The sequence below is a fragment of the Robertmurraya korlensis NBRC 107688 genome (genome assembly GCF_001591645.1).
In the GTDB taxonomy this organism is placed as follows: domain Bacteria; phylum Bacillota; class Bacilli; order Bacillales; family Cytobacillaceae; genus Robertmurraya_A.
The window spans coordinates 42,415-57,960 of the sequence record NZ_BCVH01000018.1; the positions used below are offsets into that span (position 1 = coordinate 42,415).

Here is a 15,546-nt window from a genome sequence, read left to right on the forward strand (position 1 = left end):
AAATCCCTGTCTTTTAATCTATTAATGAATAACTCTCATCACTCTGCCGTTAAACGTATTTGCCCAATACCCACTTGACATATTGGCAATAGCTACACCTGTTGAGCTTTGTGATCCAATAAACTTACCGCCACCGATATAAATTCCAACATGACCATCCTGTTTATATGTATTAAAAAATACCATATCACCAGGTCGCATTTCATTTACAGATACAGGTGTCCCTGTATTTTTTAGTGAATCCGTGCTAGCACCCACGCGAACACCAGCCTGTGAAAATGCCCAAGATACAAAACCAGAACAGTCAAAACGCCCGTTTGCGATGTCAGAGGCTGTTCTTCCCCCGCCAAATACATACACTGAATTACCGATATATTTATTACCTGCATTGATTACAATCGAAATAGAATCAGATGAACCTGCTGTATTTGAAACCGGTATTGAGTTAGAGTTGCTTACTGACGTTCCTTTGCTTGTCCCAGATTGGGGGTTCGATGGGGCTGTAACAGCAGTTCTTGCTGCCTCGGCAGCTATTTGCAATTCTGCTTTCTGCTGCTGAAGACTTGAAATTTCTGCTAAACTATCATTCTCTTGATTAACCAACTGTGCTCTTAGAGCCTCATTGTTTGCCTTTTGCTCAGCAATTTGAGCTTGCATTCCCTCAAGTTCAACCTTCATATTGTTCAGGTCATTTAACTTTTGTTCGACAGCCTTGTATTTTTCTTCTACTGCCTTTTTATCCTCTTCATGTGCTTCTATCATTTCTCGATCAGCATCTAGTATTTTTGTCACTGCTCCAACACGGTCAATAAAATCACCAAAATTTTTGGATCCAAAGACTACATCTAAATAGCTTAATTGACCACCGCTAGCTTGATAAGAAACCGCACGGGCCTTCAATTTTTCATTACGGACCGCAATTCGTTCCTCAATCTCATCAATCGCACTGTTCAGTTGTTCAATTTCGACCTGTGTTTCCGCAATTTGCGCATTTGTAGATTCAATCTTAGCACTGTTGTCAGCAATAGCTTGTTCAATCTTTTGGATTTGTGCTTCTACTTCTGATCGCTGTGCTTGTAAGCCACTAAGCTGTTGTTGAGCGTTTACAATACTGTTTTGAATATTTTGGATGGATTCCGCTTTAACTGGTGAAACAGTAAGCAAGCTACCTACTCCAAGTGTGAATGTTGTAATAAGTGTAATGAATGTAGTTTTTTTCAAGTTTAGGTCCTCCCTGCTCCCGGCAGTGAAACAATTTATATGTATAATGACATGTATTGATTTCGACAAATATATATGTTAATAGTATTATATCATCAAAATCTGACAATAATGTTATAGGTAAATTACAAATATATTTCAAATATTACAAGATTCAACATGATTTATATAAATCTAAATAGGTGAAAAGTAATATACATAAAAGTACCTTATAAAGAGACCATTTTCATAGTGTCTCTTTATAGGGTATTTTTTACGAATACCTTTTACGATATATGCATCAGGTAATGTCGGAAAAATCTAACAACTCTTGATTACTCTTTATGGTAAAATTTTCTTAAATAATCCTTTGTTAACTTCAATCATGTTTACATATTAGTCTCCCGATAGGAAGATTTATGTAAATGTTTCAAGTCTACTGTTCTACTAAGGGTTAGTGAGGAGGGGGAAAGGGATGTTATATACAGACGAGTGTTTAGAGAAGTTGCGGATGGAAGGCGATCCAGTTCTGGACCGAATAATGGATGAACTGTTTCAGAACAGTCAGGTTGGATCCGTAAACGAATTATTGAAGCGATTAATGCACAATAATCAGGAGTATCCAGAAGAACTACCGGATACCATTGAGTTTTGGCTGAAAAATACCGCTCATTGCCCAGAAGGAGTGGACTGGGCCAGAATAAAAAACGCTACTGATTTATTTCAGGAACATGGCATCGCCATCACCTTCCTACTATCAACAAGCTCACTTGTGAATTGTTACGCAGCACGTAAAGGTGTGAAGGTCCTTACTTTCAGTTATCGTTTAGGTCAAAACGCATACCGTAGGATAGCAGAAACAGGGCAATTCGTGCTTCACATCTTGGCTCCAGGTGGACTTGAATCCGGAGGACTAGGAATCAAAGCCATTCAAAAAGTCCGTCTCATGCATTCCGCCATTCGCCATTTGGTTCAAAAGACCGGCAGATGGGACGAAAAAGAGAATGGCATCCCCATTTGTCAGGAGGATCTGCTTGGTACTCTAATAAGCTTTTCCATTGTGATCATAGATGGGCTTCGTCAGTTAGGTATGAAAATAACAAATAAACAAGCGGAAGATTACCTGTACTTTTGGAAAATTGTCGGAATCATGCTGGGAGTTCGAAAAGATATTCTCCCAGAAACCATCCAAGAGGCAAAGCAGTTAGAGGAAATGATTAAAACAAGACACCATGGACCTTCTCCAGAAGGGGTTCTGATGACTCGTGCTCTACTTGAATTTCATGCAGACCTCATCCCCGGTGAGATGTTTGACAATATAATTCCAGCTCTCATTCGAGAAACTGCAGGAGACGAAATAGCAGACTGGTTGGAAGTTCCTCACTCCAATTGGATAAAAATTATGAAATTCAAAGAGCTAACAGGCTTTTTGCTTGATCCAGATTATACGGGTTTTTTCGGAAGCATGGTCAATCGAGTGGGGTTAGCCATACTGAAGCGCCAGTCACTTGCGATGACCGACTATGAATATACCCAATTTCTCATACCAACTGAACTGCAGAAGGCTTGGGGAATTGAGGAGAAAAGGGTGTAATAATAAAACAATGAAGCATGGGGCGGTTCCCATGCTTCGTTTCTTGTTTATTATCTATTGAAACCACGATTACTAGAGATTTCTATGCTATTTTATATTTGTATTCCTACGTTATGGTGTTGCTGCGGAGGAAGCAGCTGCTTGATCGGCCTTCACACAATCAATTGCCACGACAAGTGCAATAATGACGGTTTCCATCTCTTCATTCATTATTTGAACTTTGTAGCTATCTCCCCAAGCGAACCACTCCTTGCTCACTTTACCTACGACATTACCATTTTGTAATATCTCAAACTCCATATCCCACCAATTCCCATACACTTCAATACCTGCAGCATCAATCGTATAGCGTGCCTTAAAGAAGGAAAACTCCTTCTTAATCGTTACTACCTCTCGCCCATTCACCTCAACAAGAAATTTCGGTAAGAAGCTGAACACCTTCTTCGTAATGAGCGCCACTTCGTCTCTAGTTGTATTCATAATGGAGAAAGTCTTTGGAATTTGCATAAAACTGCCCTCTACGTAATATACATCCTTCTCCTGCGCATCCTTTACTGTAAACTTGCCACTAACACTGAATACCTTCTGTTTTATATATAAAGCTGCTTTATGGAAAAAGTAATTAAAGTGATCGATGAAGAAGAATTCTATCGAAGAAGACTAATGGGTCTTCTCCTTAAAGGAGTCCCTTTCTAAAAAACGAGTGTAGACAAAGCCAAAAATGGCTTTGTCTACAAGGTCACGGTTATTACGACGCAATCATCAGCCTATTTTATGAAGTAGGACTTAGCCCCATTAAATCTCAACAAGCGAATGAACTCCAAACCATTGTTTCGTTAGTCGCATCTGGAGTAGGAAATGGCAGTCTTACCAGCATCCATCATGAACTATATTAATAATAAAGTGACCTATCTAACACTAACTGAAAACAACACTTCCTGTACATCTTCAATGGCCAGGAGAAAAGACAACGACTCTACAACATTAAAATCATTTATTAAACATGTTGATCATCAAAATCTTTGTTTAAGTTAATATTAGATTTATATAAATACTAATATTAGCTATGAAGCAAAAACGAGAAGACTTGCAAATTCTGTTCGTTCAACGGAGATTAAGGAACATGAGTTAGTAACTGAAATTGAAAACTCTCTCTTAATCTCAAATTAAAATTAAAGCACCAATCCTATTATGGAGTGGTGCTGATTGTTAAAAAACGCATTTGCTATGATACGGTTCTCCGCACCTATTTAAGAGGCAGTTCTTTTACTCTATTTTACATAATTAAGTAGCTTACCGATATTCTCAACTTCCACAGATACTACGTCTCCTGACTTCATTGGACAACTGCCGGAAGGAGAACCAGTAGCTAAAACATCCCCCGGCTCCAATGTCATAACCCGTGAAATCCAACTAATAAGGTATGGAATCGAAAGGGACATCTGATTCGTACTGCCATCTTGTACGACTTTATCGTTTAAAGTTGTGATGATTCTTAGATTCGTTGGATCTAAACCTGTCACAATCCACGGACCCAACGGTCCAAATGTATCAAATCCCTTGCCCCGTGTAAATTGAGGGTCAGTTTGTGTCAGATCTCTTGCCGTTACATCATTAAAAATCGTACATCCAAAAACATAATCCAATGCTTCTTCTTCCTTAATGTTTTTCGCACGTTTTCCAATAATAAGTGCAACTTCACCCTCCATTTCCACCTGATTTGTTAGACTAGGAGAGGGAAGAATGATTTCCCCCTCGTTTGGAATCAAGGAAGATGCAGGTTTTAAAAACAAAAAAGGTTCTTTCAGATTGGCCTTTCCCCCGGTCTCCTTTGCGTGTTCGGCATATGTCCAACCAAAATTAACCACCTTTTGGGGTTTTACAGGCTCCAATATCTTTACATCTGCAACTTTAACTCTTACACCATCAAGTTTTAACTCATTATTTATAATTTCATTAAAGTTACTAGATAATTGTAGAATTTCCCCATCCTGAACAATCCCGTAGTATTTTTCACCAAATATATTTTGATATCGAACGATCGTTTTCGTCCTTTGTAATAAATTCATTGTCATTCATACTCACCCTCTTTACAAATTGCGTTTAGATTAAACATTTATAATTCCTATAAATACAGCAATGGCTATTAAGACAAGACTTATTCCCCATAGCCAAAATAGAGAGTAGCGTATGTGACGTCCCATTTCCAAACCGGATAAACCTAGGGCCAGCCATACTGCAGGCGCCAAAGGACTGACAAATTTACCTACAATATTTCCAATTATCATCGAATAAGCTGTCGATACAGAATCGACTCCAAATCCTGCGGTTATTTGTTCAACCACAGGTAACAATGCAAAGTAATAAGCATCTGTACTTAATAATAAATCAAATGGAACACCAAAAAATCCAACCATTAAATGCAAATAAGGAGCAATCGTTCCCGGAAGGGTACCTACGATACCATTTGCAATTGCTGTCAACATCCCTGTACCTTCCAGGATTCCTAAGAATAGACCTGCTGCTAGTATTATAGATGCCATCGTTAAGGCATTAGGTGCATGTTCTCGAATCCTTCGCATCTGTTCCTTAACACTTGGATAATTTATTGGCAATGCTAGACTGACACCGATCATAAAAGCTAAGCCTGCGGGAATAATCCCAGTCATAAGAACACCGATTACAGCTAAAGCAAGAATAGCATTGATCCATAATAATTTGGGACGAGCGAGGCTGTTGTCTTTGTTAGCGGATTCTATATCCTTTGTATCATTTTCAGTTAATGCAAATTCGGCTGAAGCAGCAATTTCTAAAGAACCATATTCTTTAAATATGCGGCGTTTCTCCCTCATACCAAGGAAAACAGCTACAATTAACATGATGACCATCCCGATAATTTGAATAGGGATAATAGGTTTCCATAGTTCGATTACATCCATTTCAAGAACAGTAGCTGTCCGCCCTAGAGGTCCAGCCCATGGAAGCATGTTAATCATACCTGCACTTCCTGCTACCAATAAAAGCAGCAAATATGGATTCATTTTTAAACGATTATATACTGGAAGAAGGGCTGGAATGGTTATTAAAAACGTAGAAGCACCTGATCCATCTAATTGAGCAACTGCTGCTATAAGAACGGTAACGATACAAACAGTAACAACGTTCCCCTTTGTAAGGGCTACCATTTTATTGATCATTGGATCGAAGAGTCCGGCATCTTGCATGATTCCAAAGAAGAGAATCGCAAAGATAAACATAATAGCAATGGAGATGACAGAACTTATTCCCTCATCAAAAAAGACTCCAACTTCCGAAAACGAAAAGCCCGCTAGCAGCGCACCAATAATCGGCGGTATAACCATTGCAACAATTGGTGTTACCTTTCCACTAACGAGCAATGCGACGATAACGAATATAATAATAAAACCAATTAAGCTTAAACTCATGTCGTATCCCCTTCCTAAATCGTGTCTCTACTCAACTAACTAGCCTTATAGCTTACTCCGTAAGCGCTTACCAGAAGAGTATGAGAAACATATATTTCTAAATTTTTAGATTAATAAAAAAATATCATATAGATAGTAGAAAGGGGAATAATTGTTTCATAAGTACAATAACTAGCATATTATTAATTTTGTTCATAAGTTTCACAGAGAATATATTTTCGTTCTGGTCTTCCAACACTTCCATAAATTAATTTTGTTTCAATTTTATTTTTCATCACCAAATATTCCAAATATCTCCGAGCGGTAGATCGACTTGTTCCAATTAGGATACTTAGTTCTGATGCGGTGATTTCTTCCACTTTTTTCTCTTCAAATAAACGAGTAATTTCATTTAATGTGATAGGTTCGATTCCTTTTGGATGATTTGTAATCATTGTAGAATCAGAACCTGGGCTCTCCTTAAATCCTTTAATAAGGTCTATATCTCCCTGACATAATTCTTTATTTACATCTAGGAGCTGCCGGAATTCCTTATATCTTTTTAATGTTTGCTCAAAACGTACGTGATCAAATGGTTTTATAATAAAGTCAAAAATCCCGCCCCGTAGCGCTTCTTGGATTATTTCTACTTCCTTCGCAGCTGTTACTGCAATTATATCAATTCCATGATAAGCATTACGAATCTGCCAAAGAAGGTCTAATCCCTCTACATCTGGGATGTAAATATCCAATAAAATTAAATCTGGGATGCATTTAGTACTTTTAAGGTATTTTAATGCCTCTTTACCACTGTTAACGACATTTTGTACGAGAAAGCCCTCTACCTTTTCAACATATTGTCGATTCACTTCAGCAACCCTAAAATCATCCTCAACAATAAGTACTGAGTATCTTCCATTCAATGTTATCACCTCATATCTTTTGGAATGCTTATGATGAAACAAGCCCCACCTAAATCTCCATCTTCGAGAAAAATTTCTCCGCCAACATCTTGCAGCACTTTCCTAGACAAAGCTAATCCTGTACCGCGGTGCTGGCCCTTCTTTGTCGAAAAACCTTGCTCAAATATGTGCAGATAATCCTGTTTTTTTATTCCATTACCGGAATCATCTATTTCGAAAATGACATCATCGCCATTATCAGAAAAGAAAATAGAAACCTCCCTTTTTCCGTCTTTGTATTCTTTAACTTCATCTAATGCATTTTCAATTACATTCCCTAACACAGTTAAAATGGCGTCCTTTTGTAATTCATTAAACTGAAATGTAAGATGGCTGTCTGGAAGAATATATAATGATACTCCCAACTCTTGCGCTTGAATGAATTTCCCCTGTAATAAAGCATGTATTAAAGGGTCGGACACTTTTTCTGTTAAAAACCTTAACAGTTTACTTTGAAGGTTACTTTCCTTTTTTATAAACTCGATTGCATCTTTTAATTTGTTATGAATCAATAATCCCAGTATGATATGTAGCTTATTTGAATGCTCATGTGTCAGGGCTCGTTGGGCGTTCGCATATTGCTTAATGCGTGACAATTCCTCTGTCATTTTCTGCAGCTCGCTTTTTTTACGAAAAGTAAATACCACACCGGTGATAGAATCTTCACTATACAATGGGGTTTGGTTGACGAGCACAATATTTTCACCTAGGATCATTTCCCTATCATTAAATTTCTCTCCAAAAGAAATAAAACTCGGAATGACCTCCTTTATTGAAACACCGATATAATCTTTTTGTCCTTCCTTACTGCTAATAATTCGTTTTGCTGCTGAATTTATTGCATGAATGGTTCCTCTATTATCAATTGCGATAATCCCTTCATGTGTGGACTGTAAAATAGCCTCGTTCTGTAAATACAAGTAAGAAATCTCTTCTGGTTCTAGATTAAACAGTAACCTTTTAATATAAAATGATATAGCAATTGCTCCGATTAAACCAAGCAGGACAATAATACCAAGTGTATACCAGATTGATTTGCTTTGATTGATAATAATGTCTTGTACATTATCATTCAAAAATCCGACTGACACTACACCTATTATTTTTTCACCCACGTATATTGGTACCTTCCCCCGTATAGATAAACCAAGCGTTCCCTCTTGCTTTGAAACATATGACTGTCCCAAGACCAAGGCTCGCTCATTATCCCCCCCTACCATTTTCCCTCCAATCCGGCTAGGATCTGGGTGAGAGTATCTGATTCCTTGACTATTACCAACAACAATAAATTCAGCTCCGGTTTCTTCTTGAATCGGTATAACAATATCCTGAATAACCGTTGAAGGATCTTTCAATTGAAAAGCTTTTTTGATTTCTGGTATATGGGCAACACTATGTGCCAAATTTAGCGCCCGTTTTCCGACTTGTTCTTCTATTGTATTTGAAATGAATCGATTGAGGAATATGACAAAAATAGCAAAGATTCCAATAATCAATAGGCTTATAAGCGTAATCATTTTTAACTTTAATTTAAATTTCACTTTTGGATATAATCCTAGTTTCCTTTTGCTTTGGAATGTATTATCCATAATATTTCCTCACCTAACCCTTTCCCAAAAAACTTCCTCTATTTATGGTAAGGTTCACTACTTTTAATCCTCCCAAAAAAGCAGAAACCTTATTTAGTTTCTGCTTTTCCCTTCAAAACTATCTTCGCCACAGCCTCGCAATGCGTAGTATGCGGAAACATATCAACAGGCTGTACTTCTAGCGTGGTATATCCTCCATCCTCAAGCACTCTCAAATCCCGCGCCAAAGTAGCTGGATTACAAGAAACATAAACAACCTTCTTAGGCTTCATCTCAATAATCGTTTGCAATAAAGCATCATCGCAGCCTTTACGTGGTGGATCTACGACAAGAACATCCGCGACAATCCCTTCCTTATACCAATTAGGAATCACAACCTCTGCTTCTCCTACTGCAAACTCAACATTTTCAATCCCATTTAACTCTGCATTACGATTCGCATCAGCAATGGCCTCTGGTACAATTTCTACTCCGTACACCTTCTTAGCCTTCTGTGCCAAGAACAATGAAATCGTCCCTATTCCACAATAAGCATCAATGACCGTTTCCTCACCAGTTAACTCCGCATAAGACAGTGCTTGGTCATAAAGCACCTTCGTTTGCTCTGGATTCACTTGGTAAAATGATCTTGAACTAATCGCAAATTTCACGTTGCCAATCAAATCATAGATAACCTCTTCTCCCCATAACACACGGGTTTCATCCCCAAGGATGACGTTGGTTTTCTTTGAGTTGACATTCTGAATGATCGATTTGACCCCTTCAACGGCCTCTACGATTTCCTTTACAATCTTCTCTTTGTTCGGGAGCTCTGATGTTCGCGTGACAAGAACAACCATGACTTCCTTTGTGACTTGTCCATGACGAGCCATGATATGTCGTAACGTCCCTTTATGACGCTCCTCGTTATAGGCAGTGACTCCGTATTTTGTACAGATTTTCTTTACCGCTTGTACGACTTCATCATTTTTTTCCTGCTGAATCATACATGCCTCCATATCGATGATTTCATGGCTACGCTGTTGGTAAAAGCCTGCGATCAAGCCTCCTTCTCGTTCTCCTACGGGAACTTGTGCTTTGTTTCGGTATCTCCATGGTTCACTCATGCCTAAAACAGGATGAACCTTTACATTTTCGAGCTTACCAATTCGAGTAAGAACATCCCTTACTTGCTTTTCCTTTGCCAATAGCTGTCCTTCATAGCTCAAATGTTGAAGCTGACAGCCGCCACATTCCTTATAAATCGGGCAAGGTGCGTTCACACGGTATGGGCTTTCTTCAAGGATCTCTTCTAAACGGCCGAATCCATATCCCTTACCCGCCTTGATCACCTTTATTTTTGCTCTTTCACCAGGTAGTGCATTTTTAACGAACAATGGATAGCCATCTACTTTGGCTACTCCGGCCCCATCATGTGTTAAATCTTCAAATTGAACTTCTATATAATCATTTTTTTGAACGGGTATTGTTTTGGTCATTGGTTACTTCCTTTATCTTTGGACATTTTTCGATAAGAAAAATTGTACCATAACTATGCGCGGAATACGAAGTCCCGTCTACATAAAAGGCTGTTTTCGTAAAGTTTGTTGTCTTGGAAAAATCCTAAAAGCCGGATTTTTCCCCGCATAACGCTGGATTTATTGGTCTATTTGGAGATTAGCTCTTTTCTAAGGATGATAATATACTGATTGGCTGTTGAAACAAATAGTGTATTTACTAAAAAGTGTGTAAATAGCAACAATGTTTTAGAAAAGAGCCATATAAAAAAACTAACCACACATTGTGCGATTAGTTCTCTGAGGATTTCCAGCCCTCTGCTGGTCGATCTTGCTCACGTATTTGGTCAATTGGGACACATACCTCTAAATGGCGATAGAGGTTAACAAACTCTGCAGGTAAAAGACCTCCGAATTCTCCGTCCAGATTCAGTTGAACCTTCTCCTCCGAATGTACCTTTATCCGGTTGGCTTTTGTATAAAGGACATGAGGGTCGTTCACATGCTCTCCGCGAACCGCTAACGTGGCAATTCGGATAAATTCAGCCAAGTTGGTCTTCTTAAGTATCAGTAAAGTAAACATCCCATCATTAATGGAAGCATCAGGTGCAAGCTTCTCAAATCCACCAACTGAGTTGGTTAACCCAACAAGAAACAGCATGACCTCTCCCTCAAATAGCTTCCCGTCATACTCAATGGTCAAATCAGTTGCACGAATGGAAGGAAGCATTTCAATCCCTTTTAAATAGTACGCCAATTGTCCAAGCATCGTCTTTAACTTACTAGGTACCTCGTAGGTTAGCTCTGTTAAGCGCCCACCACCAGCAATATTGATAAAGTACTTGTCATTAATCCGACCGATATCAACAGGAATGGTATCACCCTTGACAATAATGTCAGCTGCTGCTTCGATGTCTCGTGGAATATGTAGCGCTCTTGCGAAGTCATTGGTTGTTCCAACGGGAATGACGCCAAGCTTCGGGCGGTATTCCTGCTCAGCAAGTCCGTTCACCACCTCATTAATCGTGCCGTCTCCACCTGCTGCTACGACAAGGTCATATTTACGAGCTACCGCAATTCTAGCTGCTTCCGTTGCGTCCCCTGCACCAGTTGTTGCGTGACAAGAAGTCTCATATCCGGCTATCTCTAGCTTTTGTAGTACCTCTGGCAATTGCTTTTTAAAGGCTTCTCTCCCTGAGGTAGGATTATAAATAATTCTTGCTCTCTTCATTTCTCATCATCCTATTTCAAAAATAAGGTTCTTATCTTTTTGTATGTAAACTCCGTTGCCGATTCCATCAATTAACATTAATATCATATCTCACAGGCTTCATTCCTGCAAATTTGTTGACAATCTATCATATCATGACTAATAGGTAAAAGTAAAAAAGTCTCTTTAATGAAACGTTACATAACCATCTTCATTTCATTTGATCCTCTACAAACCTAAAATATCTTTTTTGTTGTCGAGAATATGGTAAAATTTAGATAAAAACTGAAAATCACAAGGAGGAATTATATGGAGTATGGACTGCTTTTCATAGCCTATATACTCGGCTCCATTCCTACTGCCTTATTGGTTGGAAAATGGCTCTTTCAAGTTGATATTCGAACGCTTGGTAGTAACAATCCCGGGGCTACAAATACGATTAGGGTTCTCGGAAAGAAGGCAGGAATCATTGTTCTCTTAGTTGATGTGGGCAAAGGAGCGCTTGCAACTTATTTACCTGAAATCTTCCATTCGAGTCTGGATCCATTATATACAGGACTCATTGCGGTTATCGGGCATTGTTTTCCGATATTTGCCGGTTTTCGTGGTGGAAAGGCCATTGCTACGACTGCTGGTTTTTTAATCGTCTATAATCCTTTCTTATTCTTGATTACTTTTCTTACGTTTTTCGTAGTTATCTTTCTATCAAAATATGTGTTTTTCGGATCTATATCGGTTGGTGTCGCCATGCTCTTTTATTCTTTTTTTGAAGAGGGTTATAAAACAGATCTTATATTTTTTTTATTCTTACTTCTCCTTTTCTTTTTGCACCGCTCCAATATCCGAAATTACTTGAATCATACTGAATTAAAAATTAATGATAAAAAGCTGAAGGATGATCGAATTCCTCCTAAAAAGTAAATTAAGAGTACATTATTAAAAATTCAATCAAACGTTTGATTGAATTTTTTTGTAGCAAATGCATGAATATTCGAAAGTGTGATAGAGTGGTTTTTAAGGATCGCATTATGTTACCTATTTCACTATTTATTTCGGATAAAAAAATATAGTCACTTTTGTATAATACTGATAGAATATTGCATATATTTACACAATTGTGTTCAAGAACAAAAGGGGGAAAGATGTATGTCCAATGAAATTTATCAAGGCATCTCTATTGCTATTTACATGGCTGGAATGCTCTTTATTGGTTGGTATTCTTACCGTAAAACTAGCAATCTTACAGACTATATGTTAGGTGGAAGATCATTAGGTCCGGCTGTCACCGCACTAAGTGCTGGGGCTGCTGATATGAGTGGTTGGCTCTTAATGGGATTGCCTGGGGCCATTTATGTAAACGGTATCGTAGATGGGTGGATTGCCATCGGTCTTACCATTGGTGCCTATTTAAACTGGGTCCTGGTTGCTCCAAGACTTCGTTCCTATACTCAAGTAGCGAATGACTCCATCACCATACCTGGATACTTAGAAAACCGTTTCAAAGACAAAACCATGCTTCTTCGTATTGTTTCAGGTATTGTTATCCTCGTATTCTTTACATTCTATGTTTCTTCCGGAATGGTATCTGGAGGCGTATTCTTCCAAAGTTCTTTCGGAGTTAGCTACCATACTGGATTATTTATCGTCTCAGCTGTTGTTGTTGCCTATACGTTATTTGGTGGCTTTCTAGCAGTAAGTTACACCGACTTTATTCAAGGTCTCATGATGCTACTTGCTCTTATTTTCGTACCAATTATAGGAGTAATGGAAACTGGGGGACCTGCTGAAACGTTTGAGACCGTCAAGCTTGTGAATCCACAATTTATGGATTTATTAAAAGGGGCTAGCTTGATCGGTGTCGTGTCTGCCATGGCATGGGGATTGGGATATTTTGGACAGCCACATATTATCGTACGCTTTATGGCCATTACCACCGTTAAAGAAGTAAAGAGTGCCAGACGTATTGGTATGACGTGGATGATTGTCTCTCTCATTGGTACGATCTTTACCGCTATGATTGGGATTGCTTATTTTAAGAAAAACCCTGACTTAACTCTATCAAATCCAGAAGCTGTATTTATTGAGCTTGGTCAGTATTTATTCCACCCAATTATTGCAGGATTCTTATTAGCTGCTGTTCTTGCAGCCGTTATGAGTACCATTTCATCACAACTGATTGTTACTTCAAGTGCACTAATTGAAGATCTATACAAAGTATTATTGAAGAAGAATGCTACTGATAAGCATTACGTGTTATTAGGACGGTTAGCGGTTCTGACAGTAGCCGTTATCGCCCTATTATTAGCACTCGATCAAGACAATACGATCTTAGCTCTAGTTGCATACGCATGGGCTGGATTTGGGGCATCCTTTGGTCCTGTTATTCTTCTTAGTCTCTTCTGGAAGAAGATGACGAATTGGGGAGCGATCTCAGGGATTATCACCGGTGCGATTACCGTCATTCTATGGAAACAAGCGGAAGGTGGAATTTTCGACCTATATGAAATTGTTCCAGGCTTTATCCTAAATGCAATCGTTGCGATTATTGTTAGTATGGTAACTTTTAAGCAAGATGATCAAATTGAAAAGGAATTTTATGAATCTATCCGTTTATTGAAAGAGGAAAAATAAAGTAACAACAGCAACTCATTCGACAGCGAATGAGTTGTTTTTTTGTCGTAAATACTCTTTTCCTGGGAAATACATACTTATTTCCAGTTAACTTGTCTATTCTTGTTGTTCATAAAAGTGACATAGTTCACACTTCGGTCAAGAAGCCTTTAACAAACTGTGAACTTACCTGTAGACCTATGGTTATTACTATGGCCACAGAGTATATTATGAGTGTAATCATTAATTAAATCCTTTTTGAAAGGCGGAATCATTTATGTTTAATCAATTTCTAAGAGAAAACAAGATTTCTGCGGCACTTCTTACATTATTACGTGTGTATCTCGGGTATGCTTGGATGACAGCAGGCTGGGGCAAAATAACTGGTGGGTTTGATGCTGCTGGATTCTTAAAAGGTTCTATTGCTAATCCTGTTGCTGGTCCAGATGGAATTGTTTACGGCTGGTACGTATCATTCCTTGAGGGTGTGGCACTACCGAATGTTGATCTATTTAATTTCCTTGTACCTTGGGGCGAGTTTTTAGTAGGATTAGGATTAATTCTTGGATGCTTTACAAGTGCAGCCATGTTCTTTGGTTTAGTGATGAACTTCTCTTTCATGCTTGCAGGTACGGTATCTAACAATCCTACTGACATTCTAATGGGTGTGATCATTCTTACAGCTGGATTCAATGCAGGTCGTTATGGCTTAGATTACTGGGTAGTTCCTTTCCTTCGTAAAACGGTTATTAAGAAAGATACAAATATTCTTCAGCAAAAGGCGTAACGATTTCAGTCATGAATGGACATTGTGAACATTTCGTTCAAATGATTTCAACCAATTTGTGAACATCTTCACATAAAGATTCTTTAACTCATTACAATATTATATATTATAGGTGTAATTATTAAATCCATTATTGAAAGGCGGAATCATTTATGTTTAATCAATTTTTAAGAGAAAACAAGATTTCTGCAGCACTTCTTACTTTATTACGTGTGTATCTCGGTTATGCTTGGATGACAGCTGGTTGGGGCAAAATCACTGGCGGGTTTGACGCTGCTGGATTTTTAAAAGGATCTATCGCTAACCCTGTGGCTGGTCCAGATGGAATTGTTTATGGATGGTATGTATCTTTCCTTGAAGGTGTTGCACTACCAAACGTAGCTTTATTTAACTTCCTAGTTCCATGGGGTGAGTTTTTAGTAGGTTTAGGGTTAATCCTTGGTTGCTTCACTACAGCTGCTATGTTCTTCGGTCTAGTGATGAACTTCTCTTTCATGTTAGCTGGTACGGTATCTCACAACCCAACAGATATCCTAATGGGTGTCATTATTCTTGCTGCAGGATTTAACGCAGGTCGTTACGGCTTAGATTACTATGTGGTACCATTTCTTCGCAAAACATTGGAGAAAAAAGGAATCAATATTCTTCAACAAAAAGCATAAATGAAAAGCTC

13 protein-coding genes are annotated in these 15,546 nt (G+C 38.4%); 5 read left to right on the forward strand and 8 right to left on the reverse strand.

The annotated features are described in order from the left end of the window. Positions 1-21: 21 nt before the first annotated feature. Positions 22-1,221, reverse strand: coding sequence for a coiled-coil domain-containing protein (locus BKO01S_RS25060; RefSeq protein WP_066057755.1), 1,200 nt, complete (start codon positions 1,219-1,221; stop codon positions 22-24). A 454-nt stretch (positions 1,222-1,675) separates the two neighbouring features. On the opposite strand from BKO01S_RS25060, the gene BKO01S_RS18590 reads away from it, so the two are divergent. Then, the gene (locus tag BKO01S_RS18590) at positions 1,676-2,794 is read left to right on the forward strand and encodes an oxygenase MpaB family protein (RefSeq protein ID WP_066057757.1); all 1,119 of its coding nucleotides are present in this window, start codon (positions 1,676-1,678) and stop codon (positions 2,792-2,794) included. Positions 2,795-2,905: 111 nt separating this feature from the next. Here the strand turns inward: BKO01S_RS18590 and BKO01S_RS18595 are convergent, their stop codons facing one another. From BKO01S_RS18595 to BKO01S_RS18625, 7 genes are all read right to left on the reverse strand, one after another. After that, positions 2,906-3,430 carry an LURP-one-related/scramblase family protein gene (locus BKO01S_RS18595; protein WP_066057760.1) on the reverse strand — a complete coding sequence of 175 codons (525 nt, stop codon included), beginning with the start codon at positions 3,428-3,430 and terminating at the stop codon, positions 2,906-2,908. Positions 3,431-4,065: 635 nt separating this feature from the next. Next, positions 4,066-4,869, reverse strand: a complete 804-nt coding sequence (locus BKO01S_RS18600; protein ID WP_232311281.1) for a fumarylacetoacetate hydrolase family protein — start codon at positions 4,867-4,869, stop codon at positions 4,066-4,068. A gap of 33 nt (positions 4,870-4,902) precedes the next feature. Further along, positions 4,903-6,240 (reverse strand): CitMHS family transporter, encoded by a 1,338-nt coding sequence (locus BKO01S_RS18605; RefSeq protein ID WP_066057763.1) that lies wholly within the window; start codon positions 6,238-6,240, stop codon positions 4,903-4,905. Positions 6,241-6,422: 182 nt separating this feature from the next. Continuing rightward, positions 6,423-7,151, reverse strand: a complete 729-nt coding sequence (locus BKO01S_RS18610; RefSeq protein WP_369691008.1) for a response regulator — start codon at positions 7,149-7,151, stop codon at positions 6,423-6,425. After that, the gene (locus tag BKO01S_RS18615; RefSeq protein WP_066057767.1) at positions 7,148-8,770 is read right to left on the reverse strand and encodes an ATP-binding protein; all 1,623 of its coding nucleotides are present in this window, start codon (positions 8,768-8,770) and stop codon (positions 7,148-7,150) included. The genes BKO01S_RS18610 and BKO01S_RS18615 overlap by 4 nt, the downstream gene beginning before the upstream one ends. Before the next feature lie 89 nt (positions 8,771-8,859). Further along, the gene (gene rlmD / locus BKO01S_RS18620) at positions 8,860-10,248 is read right to left on the reverse strand and encodes a 23S rRNA (uracil(1939)-C(5))-methyltransferase RlmD (protein ID WP_066057770.1); all 1,389 of its coding nucleotides are present in this window, start codon (positions 10,246-10,248) and stop codon (positions 8,860-8,862) included. Positions 10,249-10,558: 310 nt separating this feature from the next. Then, complete coding sequence (locus BKO01S_RS18625) at positions 10,559-11,497, reverse strand: diacylglycerol kinase (RefSeq protein WP_066057773.1); 939 nt, start codon at positions 11,495-11,497, stop codon at positions 10,559-10,561. Between the two features lie 288 nt (positions 11,498-11,785). Here BKO01S_RS18625 and plsY point away from each other — a divergent pair, with 288 nt between their 5' ends. From plsY to BKO01S_RS18645, 4 genes are all read left to right on the forward strand, one after another. Continuing rightward, positions 11,786-12,397: a glycerol-3-phosphate 1-O-acyltransferase PlsY gene (plsY, locus tag BKO01S_RS18630; RefSeq protein ID WP_066057776.1), complete on the forward strand. Its 612-nt coding sequence runs from the start codon at positions 11,786-11,788 to the stop codon at positions 12,395-12,397. Positions 12,398-12,622: 225 nt separating this feature from the next. After that, entirely contained in the window at positions 12,623-14,107 is a 1,485-nt protein-coding gene (putP, locus tag BKO01S_RS18635) for a sodium/proline symporter PutP (RefSeq protein ID WP_066057779.1), read from the forward strand. Between the two features lie 256 nt (positions 14,108-14,363). Continuing rightward, positions 14,364-14,873 carry a DoxX family protein gene (locus BKO01S_RS18640; protein WP_066057782.1) on the forward strand — a complete coding sequence of 170 codons (510 nt, stop codon included), beginning with the start codon at positions 14,364-14,366 and terminating at the stop codon, positions 14,871-14,873. Positions 14,874-15,025: 152 nt separating this feature from the next. Continuing rightward, a complete protein-coding gene (locus tag BKO01S_RS18645) occupies positions 15,026-15,535 on the forward strand; it encodes a DoxX family membrane protein (RefSeq protein WP_066057785.1) in 510 nt (169 codons plus the stop codon). Positions 15,536-15,546 lie beyond the last annotated feature (11 nt).

Excerpts from the sequence above, each read along its gene's own strand:
- BKO01S_RS18590 (WP_066057757.1), top strand. The coding sequence starts at position 1,676 with ATGTTATATACAGACGAGTGTTTAGAGAAGTTGCGGATGGAAGGCGAT.
- BKO01S_RS18600 (WP_232311281.1), bottom strand. The coding sequence starts at position 4,869 with ATGACAATGAATTTATTACAAAGGACGAAAACGATCGTTCGATATCAA.
- BKO01S_RS18605 (WP_066057763.1), bottom strand. The coding sequence starts at position 6,240 with ATGAGTTTAAGCTTAATTGGTTTTATTATTATATTCGTTATCGTCGCA.
- BKO01S_RS18615 (WP_066057767.1), bottom strand. The coding sequence starts at position 8,770 with ATGGATAATACATTCCAAAGCAAAAGGAAACTAGGATTATATCCAAAA.
- rlmD (WP_066057770.1), bottom strand. The coding sequence starts at position 10,248 with ATGACCAAAACAATACCCGTTCAAAAAAATGATTATATAGAAGTTCAA.
- BKO01S_RS18625 (WP_066057773.1), bottom strand. The coding sequence starts at position 11,497 with ATGAAGAGAGCAAGAATTATTTATAATCCTACCTCAGGGAGAGAAGCC.
- plsY (WP_066057776.1), top strand. The coding sequence starts at position 11,786 with ATGGAGTATGGACTGCTTTTCATAGCCTATATACTCGGCTCCATTCCT.
- putP (WP_066057779.1), top strand. The coding sequence starts at position 12,623 with ATGTCCAATGAAATTTATCAAGGCATCTCTATTGCTATTTACATGGCT.
- BKO01S_RS18640 (WP_066057782.1), top strand. The coding sequence starts at position 14,364 with ATGTTTAATCAATTTCTAAGAGAAAACAAGATTTCTGCGGCACTTCTT.
- BKO01S_RS18645 (WP_066057785.1), top strand. The coding sequence starts at position 15,026 with ATGTTTAATCAATTTTTAAGAGAAAACAAGATTTCTGCAGCACTTCTT.